The sequence below is a fragment of the Herbaspirillum huttiense genome (genome assembly GCF_004367745.1).
GTDB classification, from domain to species: domain Bacteria; phylum Pseudomonadota; class Gammaproteobacteria; order Burkholderiales; family Burkholderiaceae_D; genus Herbaspirillum; species Herbaspirillum huttiense.
The window spans coordinates 2994320-3008972 of the sequence record NZ_CP037993.1; the positions used below are offsets into that span (position 1 = coordinate 2994320).

13 protein-coding genes are annotated in these 14653 nt (G+C 63.9%); 5 read left to right on the top strand and 8 right to left on the bottom strand.

The window, feature by feature from the left end; genetic code table 11:
• Nucleotides 1-19: 19 nt before the first annotated feature.
• Nucleotides 20-244 (bottom strand): hypothetical protein, encoded by a 225-nt coding sequence (locus E2K99_RS13515; RefSeq protein WP_034331366.1) that lies wholly within the window; start codon nt 242-244, stop codon nt 20-22.
• 244 nt (nt 245-488) lie between these two features.
• On the opposite strand from E2K99_RS13515, the gene zigA reads away from it, so the two are divergent.
• The 3 genes from zigA (at nt 489) to E2K99_RS13530 (ending at nt 3680) form a co-directional block, all read left to right on the top strand.
• Nucleotides 489-1703: a zinc metallochaperone GTPase ZigA gene (gene zigA, locus E2K99_RS13520; RefSeq protein ID WP_134222555.1), complete on the top strand. Its 1215-nt coding sequence runs from the start codon at nt 489-491 to the stop codon at nt 1701-1703.
• Between the two features lie 5 nt (nt 1704-1708).
• The gene (gene folE2 / locus E2K99_RS13525; RefSeq protein ID WP_134222556.1) at nt 1709-2635 is read left to right on the top strand and encodes a GTP cyclohydrolase FolE2; all 927 of its coding nucleotides are present in this window, start codon (nt 1709-1711) and stop codon (nt 2633-2635) included.
• Nucleotides 2636-2711: 76 nt separating this feature from the next.
• A complete protein-coding gene (locus tag E2K99_RS13530) occupies nt 2712-3680 on the top strand; it encodes a M14 family metallopeptidase (protein ID WP_134222557.1) in 969 nt (322 codons plus the stop codon).
• A 13-nt stretch (nt 3681-3693) separates the two neighbouring features.
• Here the strand turns inward: E2K99_RS13530 and E2K99_RS13535 are convergent, their stop codons facing one another.
• The 6 genes from E2K99_RS13535 to E2K99_RS13560 form a co-directional block, all read right to left on the bottom strand.
• A complete protein-coding gene (locus E2K99_RS13535; RefSeq protein ID WP_134222558.1) occupies nt 3694-4176 on the bottom strand; it encodes a GNAT family N-acetyltransferase in 483 nt (160 codons plus the stop codon).
• 28 nt (nt 4177-4204) lie between these two features.
• Nucleotides 4205-4618 (bottom strand): GNAT family N-acetyltransferase, encoded by a 414-nt coding sequence (locus E2K99_RS13540; RefSeq protein WP_034332443.1) that lies wholly within the window; start codon nt 4616-4618, stop codon nt 4205-4207.
• A gap of 101 nt (nt 4619-4719) precedes the next feature.
• On the bottom strand, nt 4720-5181 hold the full coding sequence (locus E2K99_RS13545) for a histidine phosphatase family protein (RefSeq protein ID WP_166675068.1): 462 nt from the start codon (nt 5179-5181) through the stop codon (nt 4720-4722).
• 274 nt (nt 5182-5455) lie between these two features.
• Complete coding sequence (locus E2K99_RS13550; protein ID WP_039787174.1) at nt 5456-6238, bottom strand: enoyl-CoA hydratase; 783 nt, start codon at nt 6236-6238, stop codon at nt 5456-5458.
• A gap of 18 nt (nt 6239-6256) precedes the next feature.
• On the bottom strand, nt 6257-7417 hold the full coding sequence (locus tag E2K99_RS13555) for an acyl-CoA dehydrogenase family protein (protein WP_121045654.1): 1161 nt from the start codon (nt 7415-7417) through the stop codon (nt 6257-6259).
• A 147-nt stretch (nt 7418-7564) separates the two neighbouring features.
• On the bottom strand, nt 7565-11155 hold the full coding sequence (locus E2K99_RS13560) for an indolepyruvate ferredoxin oxidoreductase family protein (protein ID WP_420840918.1): 3591 nt from the start codon (nt 11153-11155) through the stop codon (nt 7565-7567).
• Between the two features lie 563 nt (nt 11156-11718).
• On the opposite strand from E2K99_RS13560, the gene E2K99_RS13565 reads away from it, so the two are divergent.
• Together E2K99_RS13565 and E2K99_RS13570 are read left to right on the top strand one after the other, a co-directional pair.
• Nucleotides 11719-12639, top strand: coding sequence for a GGDEF domain-containing protein (locus tag E2K99_RS13565; RefSeq protein WP_134224106.1), 921 nt, complete (start codon nt 11719-11721; stop codon nt 12637-12639).
• 92 nt (nt 12640-12731) lie between these two features.
• Nucleotides 12732-13622: a PhzF family phenazine biosynthesis protein gene (locus E2K99_RS13570; RefSeq protein WP_134222561.1), complete on the top strand. Its 891-nt coding sequence runs from the start codon at nt 12732-12734 to the stop codon at nt 13620-13622.
• Between the two features lie 9 nt (nt 13623-13631).
• On the opposite strand, the gene E2K99_RS13575 is transcribed toward E2K99_RS13570, so the two are convergent.
• Nucleotides 13632-14555: a LysR family transcriptional regulator gene (locus E2K99_RS13575; RefSeq protein ID WP_034331597.1), complete on the bottom strand. Its 924-nt coding sequence runs from the start codon at nt 14553-14555 to the stop codon at nt 13632-13634.
• Nucleotides 14556-14653 lie beyond the last annotated feature (98 nt).

The window sequence follows — 14653 nt, forward strand, 5'->3', positions numbered from 1 at the left end:
GTAACGGCGCGCGGCGGAATCACATGGGATTTTCGTCGATCCAGTCGCCCGAAAAATCGAGGATATAGGCAATCGCCTCGTCTTCGGTATCGAACTCATTGGTGGGCGCCTTGCGCTGGTAGCGCAGCTTGCCGCTGCCATCCTTGCCTTCGTGAATCACGAAGCAAGCCATGAATTTGCCGTTGTCGAGCTTCTTGATCTCCGGGATGACGGCGTTTCCCTTGTACGGGAAGATCTGGGACATGTGATGAAACCTCCTTGTTGCGAGGCGCCATGCTAGCACAAGCCGGACTTTCCTACCCGTGGACGGCTACTGGCAACCCCTCTTTCAGAAGCGTGACAAGCGTGGACACCGCACCCACTATTTGCAACACGGTTGCATTTATGAGATATTCGCAACTCAGTTGCATTTCTCTCGAAAAATCTGTCATCAGTTTCGCTGATGGCATCGATTGCTCCTCCACTCTTAAGCTGATTTCACACTCGCCATGACCTCCCTCCAACGCCAGCCCGGCGACCGCCGGCTTCCCGTGACGGTGCTCTCCGGTTTCCTCGGTGCCGGCAAGACCACCCTGCTCAACCACATCCTGCACAACCGCGAAGGCCGGCGCGTGGCGGTCATCGTCAATGACATGTCGGAAGTCAACATCGATGCCGCGCTGGTGCGTGATGGCGGTGCGGATCTGTCGCGAACGGAAGAAAAACTGGTGGAAATGAGCAATGGCTGCATCTGCTGCACCCTGCGCGAAGACCTGCTGATGGAAGTGCGCAAGCTGGCCCGCGAGCGCCGTTTCGACCAGCTGGTGATCGAATCGACCGGCATTTCCGAACCGTTGCCGGTGGCTGAGACCTTTACTTTTACCGATGAAGAGGGGGCCAGCCTGGCCGATGTGGCGCGACTGGACACCATGGTCACGGTGGTGGACGCCTTCAATTTCCTGAAGGACTACAGCTCCCAGGACAGCCTGCAGGAGCGTGGCGAATCGATGGGAGAGGAAGACAGCCGTACCGTGGTCGACCTGCTGATCGAGCAGATCGAGTTCTGCGACGTGATCGTGCTCAACAAGCTGGACCTGGTCTCGCCGCTTGATCTGGAGCGCCTGCACGCCATCCTGCACAAGCTCAATCCGCGTGCGCGCATCGTCACATCGGAGTTTGGCAAGGTCGCGCTGGACCAGGTCCTCAACACCGGCCTGTTCGATTTCGAACAAGCCAGCCAGGCCCCCGGCTGGCTGCAGGAACTGCGTGGCGAGCACGTCCCGGAGACCGAACAGTACGGCATCACCAGCTTCGCCTGGCGCGCGCGCCGGCCCATGCATCCGCAGCGCTTCCACGATCTGGTCAACAGCGAATGGCCGGGCGTGGTGCGCTCAAAGGGTTTCTTCTGGCTTGCCACCCGCCCTGCACATGCAGGTTCGTGGTCACAGGCCGGTGCCGTCTGCCGCCACGGGCTGGCCGGCAAATGGTGGGCCGCCGTGCCGCGCGAGAAGTGGCCGCAGGATCAGGAGTCCATCGATTTCATCCTCGAACAATGGGATGACAACGTCGGCGATGCCCGCCAGGAACTGGTGCTCATCGGCATGGACATGGATCAGGCCGCATTGACGGCTAAACTGGAAGCCTGCCTGCTGACCGATGCCGAGATGGCGCAAGGTCCGATGGGCTGGGCGCGCATGGCCGATCCCTTCCCCGGCTGGGAGTGAGCTGCATGCCCCACATCAGCAAGCGCAATCCCCTGCCCGACGTCGCCCGCGACGAGCCCGCCAGCATCGCCTTGCCCCTGCAATGGGTAGGCATGTGCGGCATCGCCCTGCCGCTGCGGCTGTCGGACGGCATGCAACTCCCGGCCAGCGCCGAAGTGGCGGTGGACCTGCCTGATCCGCAGGCCAAGGGCATCCACATGTCGCGGCTGTACCTGCTGCTGGATGCCTTCGCAAGCAGATCGCGCCTCACGCCCACAGCCGTGCATGAACTGCTGCGCCAGATGCGCGAGAGCCACGCCGATTGCCAGTCACGCGCCGCCTTGCTGCGGCTGGATTTCGCCTTGCTGCAGCAGCGGGCCGCGCTGGTCACGCCGGAGCTGGCTGGATGGAAGAGCTATCCGGTCACGCTGACGGCGCAATTGCGCGATACCACGCTGGCGCTCCGCTTGACAGTGCGCATCACCTATTCCTCCACCTGCCCCTGCTCGGCCGCCCTGTCGCGACAGGCCCTGCAGGATGCCTTTGCCGCCGACTTCGCGCAGCAGCAGGCCATCGGCCGCGATGCCGCGCTGGGCTGGCTCGCGCGCAACGCCAGTCTGGCCACGCCGCACAGCCAGCGTAGTGAGGCCGAACTGAATATCGCAGTCAGCGGCGATGCCGCCCAGTTTCCGCTGCTGGAATTGATCGATACCGCCGAAGCCGCACTGGGCACGGCCGTGCAGACAGCCGTGCGGCGCGCGGATGAGCAGGCCTTTGCGCTGGCCAATGGGGCCAACCTGATGTACGTGGAGGATGCTGCGCGCCGACTGCGGCAAGCACTGGAAGCGCGCTTTGCTGCCTGCTCCGTCCGTGTGTCGCACTTCGAAAGCCTGCATGCGCACGACGCCGTGGCGACTGCCGTGACACCCGGCTGGCAGGAGCTGCTGCGCTGATCCCGGCAGCGGCGACTGGCAGCGCCGCCCGAACCGGGGTATCGTTGCCCTTTCTGCTTCCTGTACATGCCACCCGATGACGTCCGATTCCCTTCCTTCTTCCCTGCGCAGGCTGCAATATGCGGCCTTCACGCCCGGCCCGCGCCTGCTGATCCTCGGTGCCGTGCACGGCAATGAAACCTGCGGCACCCAGGCCATCACCCGCCTGCAGCGTGAACTCGACAGCGGGCAACTGCGCCTGCAGCGCGGCCTGCTGACGCTGGTGCCGGTGACCAATCCGCTGGCCTATGAAAAACAGCAACGCCAGGGTGACCGCAACCTGAACCGCAACCTGCGCCCGCATCCGGCCCCCGCCAACTTCGAGGACCAGCTCTGCAACGTGCTGTGTCCGTGGATCGATGAACACGAGATCCTGCTCGACCTGCATTCCTTCCATACCGGCGGCATGCCCTTCGCCATGCTCGGCCCGGAAGACAATGACGGCGAGGTCGAACCCTTCGCACATGCCGCCGCCGAAGCATGCATGGTCGCGCACCTGGGCTGCCAGCGCGTGGTGGAAGGATGGATGGGGGCCTATGTGCGCGGGGTGGAACGCCGCCGCCAGCAAGGCCATGCGGTCTCGCCCGACCTGCTGGACCGGCAATATGGCGTGGGCACAACCGAATACGCGCGCAGCAAGGGCTTATACGGCGTGACCCTGGAATGCGGCCAGCATGATGATCCGCAAGCGCCGGAAGTCGCCTATCGCGCCATCCTTCAAACGCTGGCGCTGCACGGCATGATCGATGCGCCCCTGCAGCCGCCGGCGGCCGATATCCAGCTGATCCGCCTGGTCGACGTGATCGACATGGAACATGCCGAGGACCGCTTCACCCGGGAATGGTCCAGTTTCGACCGCGTGCAGCAGGGTGAAGTGATCGGCCACCGGCACGACGGCCAGGCAGTGCTGGCCCCGGGCGACGGCTACATCGTCTTCCCCAATCCGCGCGCCTTGCCAGGCAATGAATGGTTCTACTTCGGGGTCGACAGCCAGCGCCGGCTGTGACGCCGCAAGCGCTTCAGCAATCCAGCGCGTAGAAACGGGTATCGACCACCATCACCGGGAAGGCAGGCGGCAGCGTGCTCTTCTCGATGAGCCGGAAACCGTTTTTCTCGTAGAAGCGATGCGCCGCCAGGAACTTGTCCGTGGTACCCAGGAAGATCTGGCGCACGCCCTGCGCACGCGCCCAGGCGATGACTCCTTCCAGCAGGCGCGCGGCAGTGCCGTGCTCCTTGCCGCGATGGCTGGCCGCCACGAACATCTTGCGCAGCGCCACCTGGGCGTTGCCGATATCGAGCAGGGAAATGGTGCCGACCACCTTGCCGCCATCGACCGCCACCCAGAAATTGCCGTGGCCCTTCTGGTAGAAACCGGCAATATCCTTCAGGTCGGGCTGCCCTTCCAGCGTGATGGGAATACCGAACTCTTCCTGCTGGATGGGCAGGATGACCTCGACCACGCCCTGTGCGTGTTCCGGGCGATAGGCTTGAATCTCGATCATGGCAATTCTTTATAAATGATTTATAGCGTTATTTAAGTTCATTTCCGGGCGTCAGCTCCCAGCAGCGGGGGCTGTGGGCGAAACCGATATGACTGTAGTAGTCGGTGGCATCGGGGGCGGCCAGCAAACGCAGGCGACAGCGTGGACCGAGGCGGCTGCGGGCCGCGCGGATCAATTCCTTGCCGATGCCCCGGCGCTGGTACTGCTCATCGACGGCCAGCTCCGACATATAGCAGGCGTAGACGAAATCGGTGACGCAGCGCGCCACGCCGACCAGCAATTCGCCATCCCAGGCGGTCGCGGTCAGGCTGGCATGAGTGACCATGGCCTCCATGCATTCGCGGTCGTCCAGCGGACGGCGCGGGCCCAGCGAAGTACGGGAAAGAATGTCGATGAACTGATCGGCGGTCAGGCGAAGGTCGGTACGGTAGACGATGGACATGGGCGCAGGCGGACGTGACGACGAAGCCGGTCACGTTAACACAAAACGCCGCAGGGCATGCAGCGCTGCGGCGTCCGTTGTCCTGCGCGAAGGCCAGGGGCTCAGTCGGGCCGGGCGTAGACCTTGTGCGATACCGGCTTGCCGCTGGCATCGACCCGCACCAGCACCATTTCTCCCGAGGCCACGCTTTCACCGGTCCAGCGCCCGATGTTCACGTCATGCGTGACCAGGATCAGCGCCCGGCTGCCCTTGCCCGGCAAGACCGTGCGCAGATATTGCTCCAACCGCTGATTGGCGGTCTCGCCCTGGGCCGCGTCATTGAAGAAGGAGGCCAGGCCATCCTGCACCTCGGGCGTACCGAAACCCAGCAAGCTGGCGGTCTCCTTGGTGCGGCACCATGGGCTGCTGGCCACGATGGCGCGGCTGATGCCCTGCTGGCGCAGCCAGTTGCCGATCTTGCGCGCCTGTTCGCGGCCTTCATCGTTGAGATTGCGTTGCGTGGCGCAGTCATTGAGCGTGAACCCTGCGGGATCACCGATGCCCGGCGCACGTGCATGACGCATGATCAGGACATGATCGGGCTGGGACAATTTGTCCGACAATTCGGAAGCACCGGCCGCAACGGGCAGGCATGACAGCGCCAGAAGGTAAAACAAAAAAGCGGCAATACGTGATGACATGGAAAGCCTCGACGGGATCGGATGGATCAAATGGATCACGTGGATCAAGGCTGCCAGTCTAGCCCAATGCCATCGCACCACGCCCGCTCCGACGCCGCATTTGCCGCGTCAAAAACAGGTCATGGTGCAGAAAACGTCAGGCCATGTGCCGAAACGTTCAGGCGTTTTTCCAGCTCGGCGCGCGCTTTTCGAGGAAGGCATTGACGCCCTCCTTCTGGTCCTGGGTATCGAAGAGATCGACGAAGAGTTCGCGTTCGGTTTGAAGGATAGTGCCCAGCGGATTGTGACGCGCCCCCTGGATCAGTTGCTTGCTGGCCGCGACAGAGGACGGGCTCTGCTTCTCGGCCTGCAAGGCCAGCGCCAGCGCACGTTCGCGCGCCTGGCCCTTGGGCACCACCTCTTCCACCAGGCCGATGCGCAGCGCGGTCTCGGCATTGACGCGTTCGCCGCACAGGATCATGCGCTTGGCCCAGCCTTCACCGACCAGCCACGGCAGGTTCTGCGTGCCGCCCGCGCAGGGCAGCAAGCCCACGGCGGCTTCCGGCAAGGCCATCTGGGCCTGCTCTTCGGCGATGCGGATGTCGCAGGCCAGGGCGCACTCCAGGCCACCGCCCATGGCGTAGCCATTGATGGCCGCAATCGAAACGCCCCGGAAGCCCGACAAGGTCTCGAAGGCTTCCCCGAAGCGGCGCGCCATCTCGCGTGCCATGGCCTTGTCGCCATCGGCGAAGAGCTTGAGGTCGGCGCCGGCGGAAAAGAATTTCTCTCCCTCGCCGGTCACCACCAGGGTGTAGATCTCACGGTCGGCGTTGAGGTCCTTGACCAGGCGCGTGAGGTCGGCCAGGGCTTCACGGGTCCAAGTGTTGGCGGGGGGATTAGACAGGGTCAGCACGGCGGTGTGGCCGCATTTTTCCAGCTTCAGGTTGGTGTAGGTGCTCATGCGTTTCCTTGTGAGGGGTCAGCGGATGTCGTCCAGCGTGTCGCGGCCGAGCAGGTTGCGCGAGATGATGACGCGCATGATTTCATTGGTGCCTTCCAGAATCTGGTGCACCCGCACGTCGCGGAAATAGCGTTCCAGCGGATATTCGCGGATGTAGCCATAGCCGCCATGCAATTGCAGCGCCTCATTGCAGACGCGGAAACCCAGATCGGTCGCCAGCCGCTTGGCCATGGCGCAATAGGTGGTGGCTTCGGGCGAGCCGGCATCCAGCTTGGCCGCCGCCAGCCGCACCATCTGGCGCGCGGCCACCAGTTCGGTCTGCATGTCGGCCAACTTGAATTGCAGCGCCTGGAAGTCGGCAATCGGACGGCCGAACTGCTTGCGTTCCTTCATGTAGGCGTGGGCCGCATCCAGCGCTGCCTGCGCCGCACCGACCGAGCAAGTGGCGATGTTGATGCGCCCGCCATCGAGCCCCTTCATGGCGAAGACGAAGCCCTCGCCCTCCTCGCCCAGCAGGTTGCCCACCGGCACCTTGACGTTGTCGAAGCTGATGGTGCGCGTGGGCTGGCTGTTCCAGCCCATCTTGCTTTCCTTCTTGCCGTAGCTGATGCCGGGGGTGTCGCCCGGCACCGCGATGGCCGAGACGCCGCGCGCGCCGGGGCCGCCGGTACGGGCCATCACCACCAGCAGGTCGGTGCTGCCCGCGCCCGAGATGAAGGCCTTGGAACCATTGATGAGGTAAAAGTCATCGACCCGGCGCGCCGTGGTCTTGAGCGATGCAGCATCCGATCCCGAGCCCGGCTCGGTGAGGCAGTAGGAGCCGATCTTCTGGCCGGCGGCCAGTTGCTCGCACCATTCTTCCTTCAGTTCGGCATGGCCCCAGGTGGCCACCATCCAGCTGACCATGTTGTGGATGGTGAGATAGGCCGCCGTCGAGGTACAGGCGCGCGCCAGCTCCTCGAAGACCACCGTGGCATCCAGGCGCGAGAGGCCCAGGCCGCCCACCTCTTCCGGGGTGTAGAGGCCGCAGAAGCCCAGTTCGCCGGCCTTGGCGATCACGTCCAGCGGGAAGTGCGCCTCCTCGTCCCACTTGGCGGCGAAGGGGGCCATGGCGCGCGCAGCGAAATCGCGCGCGCTTTGCTGGAAGGCCAGTTGGTCTTCGTTGAGTTCAAAATCCATGCTTGTCTCCTGTTCGTTGTTCTTGCCAGGCAATGCGGGTTGGGCGCTTGGCTTCCCGCTTTGCGCCCAAGCTTAATGGAATTCGCGCCGGACAGTTGTCACCGGCGCGACATTGGCCGATCTCGATGCCGAAGCTGTCAGGGCCGGTCAGGCTGCGGCCGGCGTTGCACTCGGGGCGGCAGGCTTCTTGCCTGCCTGCGCAAACGCTGCCAGCAATTCCGCCTGCCGCCCCTGCATGGCCTGTACCGCCTGCTCCTTGACATGACCGAAGCCGCGCACCTGTTCCGGCAACTGCGCCAGGGCGATGGCCTCGGCCAGATTGTCCGCCGTCAACGCGGGCAGCAACGCCAGCACCATTTGGCGATATTGCACGATGAGCGCCCGCTCCATGCGCCGTTCTGCGGTACGCCCGAAGAAATCGAAGACACCGCCGCGTAGCCCCTTGCAGCGCGCCAGCAGCTTGAAGGCCGTCATCATCCAGCTGCCATAGCGCGCTTTCACCAATCGCCCTTGCCCATCCTTGCGCGCGAAGATCGGCGGTGCCAGGTTGAAGCTGAGGGTGAAATCGCCCTCGAACTGCTGCGCCAGGTCCTTCTGGAACTGGCCGTTGGTGTAGAGCCGCGCCACCTCGTATTCATCCTTGTAAGCCATCAGGCGCGAGAGGCTGCGGACGACGGCCAGGGTCAGCTTGTCGCTCCCCAGCGGCGCTTCGGCGGCACGCACGGCCGCAACCACTTCGGCGAATTGGGCGGCGTAGGAGGCATCCTGATACCCGGTCAGCAAGGCCACCCGGCGCTTGATCAGTTGGTCCAGCGACTGCGGCAGGTGTACCACCACCGGCTGGGCCGGCACCGCAATCTGCTCCACGCGGCGCAGGTCGACTGCGGCACGGCGGCCCCAGCGGAAAGCGGTCTGGTTGGCTTGGACCGCCACGCCATTGAGTTCAATCGCACGCAGCAGCGCGGCCTCGCTCAAGGGCAGTTCACCGCGCTGCCAGGCATAGCCCAGCATGAAGAGATTGGTGGCGATGGCGTCGCCCATCAGGGCCGTGGCCAGGCGTGTGGCATCGATGAAGTCGGCCTGCTGGTCGACCGATTCCAGGATCAGCGCCTTGACCTCCTCGAACGGAAATTGCCAGTCAGGATTTTTGGCGAACTGGCCCGGCGGCTGCTGGTGCAGGTTGACCACCGCCCGCGTCCGGCCGGGGCGCATCTTGGAAATGGCATCGAAAGCGCCCGCCGTGAGCATGTCGCAACCCAGCACCAGGTCAGCTTCCCCGGTGGCGATGCGCTGCGCGCGGATGGTGTCGCGCCGTGCAGCGATGCGCACGTGCGAGGTCACGGAACCGTTCTTCTGCGACATGCCGGTCATGTCCAGCACCGACGCGCCCTTGCCTTCCAGATGCGCGGCCATGCCCATGAGTGCGCCGATGGTGATGACCCCGGTACCGCCGATGCCGTTGATGAGGATGTTGAACGGCGTCTCGCAAGACGGGATGGCCGGTTCGGGCAGCGCGCCGAAATCGTCAGTCGCGCCTTTCTTGTGGACGCCGGTGCGCGACTTCTTCAACTGCCCGCCGGTCACGGTGACGAAGCTGGGGCAGAAGCCCTTCACGCAGGAGTAATCCTTGTTGCAGGAAGACTGGTCGATGACGCGCTTGCGGCCCAGCTCCGTCTCCAGCGGCAGGATCGAAGTGCAGTTGGACTGCACGCCGCAATCGCCGCAACCCTCGCACACGGCCGCATTGATGAAGAGCCGTTCGTTGGGGTCAGGGAATTCTCCCTTCTTGCGGCGGCGGCGCTTTTCGGCGGCGCAGGTCTGGTCGTAGATGATGACGCTCACCCCCGGAATCTCGCGCAGCTCGCGCTGCACGGCATCCATCTCCTTGCGGTCATGCAGGCTCACCGCCGCCGGCAAACCGTTGCGGCCGGTGTAACGGCTGATGTCCTCCGACACCAGCGCGATGCGCTGCACGCCTTCAGCGGCCATCTGCTGCGCGATCATCGGCACCGAGACTGTCCCGTCCACCGGCTGTCCTCCGGTCATGGCCACGGCATCGTTGTACAGGATCTTGTAGGTCATGTTGACCCGCGCGGCCACGGCGGCGCGAATGGCGAGATAACCCGAATGGAAATAGGTGCCATCGCCCAGGTTGGCAAATACGTGCGGCACTTTGGAGAAGGGCGCTTGCCCGATCCAGGGCGCACCCTCGCCGCCCATGTGGGTGGTCAGCTTGTTGAATTCCGGATAGATGGCGGTGGCCATGACGTGACAGCCGATCCCGGCCAGCGCGAAGCTGCCCTCGGGGACGCGCGTGGAGGTGTTGTGCGGACAGCCCGAGCAATAGTAAGCCGGGCGCGGCGGCGTGTTGACGGCCTTGGTCAGCACCGCATCCTTGGCATCGAGGAAGGCCAGGCGCGCCTTGATCAGGTCACTGGTATGGAAGCGCGCAATGCGTGCGGCGATCACGCGGGCGATCTGCGCCACAGAGAAATCGGCCTTGGAAGTCAGCAGCCATTCGCCGCGCGGAGCCACCCATTCGCCCTTCTCGTCGAACTTGCCGATCACGCGCGGACGGACATCGTCGCGCCAGTTGTAAAGTTGCTCCTTCAACTGGTACTCCACCATCTGGCGCTTTTCTTCCACCACCAGGATTTCATCGAGGCCCTGCGCGAATTCGCGCACGCCATCCGGCTCCAGCGGCCAGGGCATGGAGACCTTGAACAGCCGCAATCCGATCTCGGCTGCGAAGGCTTCATCGATGCCCAGTTCCGATAAAGCTTCCAGCACATCGAGATAGGACTTGCCCGAGGCGATGATGCCCAGCCGCGCACGGGGGCTGTCGATCATCACGCGGTTGAGCCGGTTGGCGCGGGCGTAGGCCAGCGCGGCGTAGATCTTGTAATCCTGCATCAGCGCTTCCTGCTTGCGCGCCTGTACGCCCAGGGTATCGGTCGACAGCCGTGCATTGAGTCCGCCCGCAGGCATGACGAAATCGGTCGGCAGACGGATGTCGACGCGGAAAGGATCGGCATCCACCGAAGCGCTCGATTCCACCGTGTCGGCCAGCGCCTTGAAGCCCACTACGCAACCGGAATAACGCGACATGGCCCATCCATGCAGGCCCAGGTCCAGGTATTCCTGCACGTTGCAGGGATAGAGCATCGGGATCATCGATGCCGAGAAGATGTGGTCCGACTGGTGCGGCAAGGTCGAAGAATAGGCGCCGTGGTCGTCCCCGGCTACCAGCAGCACGCCGCCCTGGGCGGAGGTGCCGGCGTGGTTCATGTGCTTCAGTACATCGCCGCAGCGGTCCACGCCGGGCCCCTTGCCGTACCACATGGCATAGACGCCGTCATAGTCGGAGGGACCGATCAGCCTGACCTGCTGCGTGCCCCAGACGGCGGTGGCGGCTATGTCTTCGTTCACGCCCGGCTGGAACTTCACGCGGTGCGCGGCCAGGTGCGGCTGGGCATGCCAGAGGGCTTCATCCAGTCCGCCCAGGGGCGAGCCGCGATAGCCCGAAATGAACCCGGCCGTGTTGAGGCCCGCCGCACGGTCGCGGATCTGCTGCAGCATCGGCAGGCGCACCAGCGCCTGGATGCCGGAAAGATAGATGGCGCCTTCGGTGGCGGTGTATTTGTCGTCCAGACTGACAGGTGCCAGTCCGGAAGTGTCTGAAACTGGTCCGGTACGGTTACCTGTCCGGTCAGTCAAGTGTGCGGAGACGGTATGCAAGCCGTCTGTCGCGGGGGTGCCGGGTGTCTGGTCGAGGACCGGCGAGTGAGCGCTCACTGGGGTCACAGCCTGTGCGCAGTCGCGAACGCCTTCTACGGTTGGCGTCGCCGCTGCGGCAGGCTCAGCTGCCGAACGGAATTGCATTGCTTGTCTCCAAAATTTTTGTTTCAGATAGCGTCTGCCATTACTGCACCGGGTACGGCACATCACTGCCAGACACATCGACCGTGGTAGCGGTCCACACAACAATCTCCGTCTCGAAAACTGCTGTGACTGAAGTCTATCCGCAGGAGCGCAGAAGGCGGAAATACCGAATGAGGATAGGGGTATAAGGAAAAACGATAGCCTTGCGAGCAGGGTGCGCATCGATTTCCGGCGATTGCCCTGCGGAAACGTGAGTGGACAGCTGCACGCTTGAGCGCATTTTTTCATCGTCCTGACAGCAAGACGCGTTATGCTTGCCGGCAAATTTTTTGTGCTGCCTTGTAGCAGCATTTCCCGACAACAACTCCGTTACCACCACCTCGCGACCAGGAATCATGAGCAATTCGATCCAAGAACAGATGGAACCCGACAGCGCCGTCTACAAAACCCTGCTGGAATCAACCAAGGCGATTCCCTGGAAGATCGACTGGAGCACCATGCAATTCGCCTACATCGGCCCGCAGATCGAACAGCTGCTGGGCTGGACCCCGGAGAGCTGGAAGACGGCCGACGACTGGGCCATGCGCATCCATGCGGAAGACCGCGAGGCCGTGGTCAACTTCTGCATCTCGCAATCCAAGGCCGGTGCCGATCACGAAGCCGACTACCGCGCCCTGACCCGCGATGGCGAGCACATCTGGATCCGCGATGTGGTGCACGTGGTGCGCAATCCCGATGGCAGCCCCAATGCGCTGATCGGCTTCATGTTCGACATCACCGAACGCAAGAAGACCGAAGCGCGCCTGGCCGAGCTGCAGAAGGAACTGGAGGCGCTGTCCTATCGCGACGGCCTGACCAACGTGGCCAATCGCCGCATGTTCGATTCGGCGCTGGAAGTGGAATGGGCCAATGCGGTCAACACGCGAGCGCCGCTGTCGATGATCATGCTCGACATCGATTACTTCAAGCAGTACAACGACCATTACGGCCACATCCGGGGTGACGAGTGCCTCAAGCAGGTGGCCCAGCTGCTAAGCCAGAGCGCGACCCGCAGCCGCGATTTCTTTGCCCGCTATGGCGGCGAGGAATTCGTGCTGATCCTGCCGGATTGCGATGAGAAGGCCGCCCTGCAAGTGGCCCAGCGCTGCCGCGCAATCATCAACGAGGCCGCCATCCCGCACGCCAAGTCGCAGATCTCGACCCACATCACCATCAGCCAAGGCGTGACCACCATCGTGCCTTCGCCGATGGACCAGCGCATTGCCTTCCTGGAACAGGCCGACCGCCGCCTGTATCGCGCCAAACAGTTGGGCCGTGACTGTATTGGCGTAGGAGACTGAACTGTACCTGTCTCGCAGTGAAGGCCGTGGCTACAATCGGCCTTCCTGCTTCTGCCGATGCGGAAGTTTTCTGACCCTGCTGCGAGACCTCCATGCCTGCCACCTACGCCTACCGCCTGCTCAACGTCTTCGCCGAATCCACCTTCGGCGGCAATCCCCTGTGCGTGTTCGAGGATGCGCGCGGCCTGGATGAGGCCACCATGCTGGCGCTGGCCCTGCAATTCAATCTCTCGGAAACCACCTTCATCCTGCCCTCGGCGGTGGCCGATGCGCGGGTGCGCATCTTCACCACCGGCTACGAGATGCCCTTCGCGGGCCATCCCACGCTGGGCACGGCGCAGGTGGTGCGTGATCTGCTGGGAACGGGTGACGCGTTGCGTCTGGAGTTCAAGGCCGGCGTGGTCCCGGTGCATGCCGAGGGGGATGTCTGGACCTTTACCGCCCCCTGCCCCGGCGGCCCGCGCACCGCGCCTTCGCCGCTTTCGCGTGCCGAAGTGGCCGCCCTGCTGGCGCTGGAGGAGAGCGACCTGGCAGCCGATCCGATCTGGGTCGATACCGGGGCCGACCAGTTCCTGATCCCCCTGCGCTCGCCCGCAGCGGTGCGCCGTGCCCGGCCCGACAGCGGACTGCTGGAGCGCTGGCCGGCGAGCAGTCTGGGACGCAAGACGGCCTATGTGTTCGCCTTCGATGAAGACGCACCAGGCCAGGTGCTGGCCCGCTACTTCTTCACCAAGCAAGGCGGCGGAGTGGCCGAAGATCCGGGCACCGGCTCGGCCTGCGCCAATCTGGGCGGCTGGCTCATTGCCACCGGTGCCACCCTGCCCGCCCACTACGCCATCGACCAGGGCGCGGCGGTCGATCGACCCTCGCGGCTGCGCCTGACCGTCAATGCGGATGGGGCAATCCAGGTCGGCGGACGCGTCATCGAGATCGGACGCGGCACGGTCACCATCGATCCGGCCGGACAGACCATGCTGGCCTGAGCGGGCAGCTCAGCGTGTGAGGCCGCCCTCCTGCGTGAGCGGAAAGATCAGCGCATGCAGCCAGTCCATGAACTCCGCCAGCCGTGCCGGTACATGGCGCCGACTGGCATAGAGCAGGTTGATGGGCATGGGCGCCGGACGATATTGCGGCAACACTTCCACCAGCTTGCCGCCGTCGAGCATCTTGCGTTTCTGCGCGCCCACCAGCGGCAGCTGGATCAGGCCCAGGCCGGCCTGGCAAGCGGCGTAATAGGTCTCCGTACTGTTGACCGTGACGCTGCCGGCCATGGGCAGCGTACGGGTCTGGGTACCGTCGAACCACTCCCATCCCGGTGAACGTCCGCCCAACACCTGGCGGTAGTGCACCAGTTGGTGATGGGCCAGATCCTCCAGGGTGCGCGGTGTGCCGTGCCGTTTCAGGTAGGCCGCGCTGGCGCAGTTGATCTGCACCAGATGGCCGATGGGCCGCGCCACCAGCGAGGAATCGTCCAGCGTGCCGGTCCGCAGCACGCAATCAAATCCTTCAGCCACCAGATCGACACGACGGTCGCTGGCTGACAGCTCGATCTCCAGTTGCGGATGCTGCGCCAAAAAAGTCGGCAAGGCCGGCAGCACCACTTCACGCGCCATGGCACTGGACATGTCGACCCGCAGCTTGCCGCTCAAGGGCTGCCCGCCCGCGCGGAACATGCCGCGCAGGGATTCGAATTCATCCAGCAACTCCTGGCTGCGCCGGTAGAAAGCTTCGCCATCGGCGGTCAGCTGCACGCGCCGCGTGGTGCGCTGGAGCAGGCGCGTGCCCAGCATCTGTTCCAGCTGCTGCACTGCCAGCGAGACGCTGGCATTGGGCAGGCCGAGCTGGCGCGCCGCACCGCTGAAACTGGCCAGTTCGGCCACGCGCTGGAAGATCTTGAGGGTGTCCAACTGGTTCATGTGCCCGCCTGATTATTATTCAATTCTGAAAAGTCTAATAGTAAATCCGAAATTTATTCTGGAATTTCTTCTCAATATACTGGGCTCCGTGGTCTTGC

Excerpts from the sequence above, each read along its gene's own strand:
- E2K99_RS13555 (WP_121045654.1), bottom strand. The coding sequence starts at position 7,417 with ATGGATTTTGAACTCAACGAAGACCAACTGGCCTTCCAGCAAAGCGCG.
- E2K99_RS13575 (WP_034331597.1), bottom strand. The coding sequence starts at position 14,555 with ATGAACCAGTTGGACACCCTCAAGATCTTCCAGCGCGTGGCCGAACTG.
- E2K99_RS13530 (WP_134222557.1), top strand. The coding sequence starts at position 2,712 with ATGACGTCCGATTCCCTTCCTTCTTCCCTGCGCAGGCTGCAATATGCG.
- E2K99_RS13550 (WP_039787174.1), bottom strand. The coding sequence starts at position 6,238 with ATGAGCACCTACACCAACCTGAAGCTGGAAAAATGCGGCCACACCGCC.
- E2K99_RS13515 (WP_034331366.1), bottom strand. The coding sequence starts at position 244 with ATGTCCCAGATCTTCCCGTACAAGGGAAACGCCGTCATCCCGGAGATC.
- E2K99_RS13545 (WP_166675068.1), bottom strand. The coding sequence starts at position 5,181 with ATGCGTCATGCACGTGCGCCGGGCATCGGTGATCCCGCAGGGTTCACG.
- folE2 (WP_134222556.1), top strand. The coding sequence starts at position 1,709 with ATGCCCCACATCAGCAAGCGCAATCCCCTGCCCGACGTCGCCCGCGAC.
- E2K99_RS13570 (WP_134222561.1), top strand. The coding sequence starts at position 12,732 with ATGCCTGCCACCTACGCCTACCGCCTGCTCAACGTCTTCGCCGAATCC.
- E2K99_RS13540 (WP_034332443.1), bottom strand. The coding sequence starts at position 4,618 with ATGTCCATCGTCTACCGTACCGACCTTCGCCTGACCGCCGATCAGTTC.
- E2K99_RS13565 (WP_134224106.1), top strand. The coding sequence starts at position 11,719 with ATGGAACCCGACAGCGCCGTCTACAAAACCCTGCTGGAATCAACCAAG.
- E2K99_RS13535 (WP_134222558.1), bottom strand. The coding sequence starts at position 4,176 with ATGATCGAGATTCAAGCCTATCGCCCGGAACACGCACAGGGCGTGGTC.
- zigA (WP_134222555.1), top strand. The coding sequence starts at position 489 with ATGACCTCCCTCCAACGCCAGCCCGGCGACCGCCGGCTTCCCGTGACG.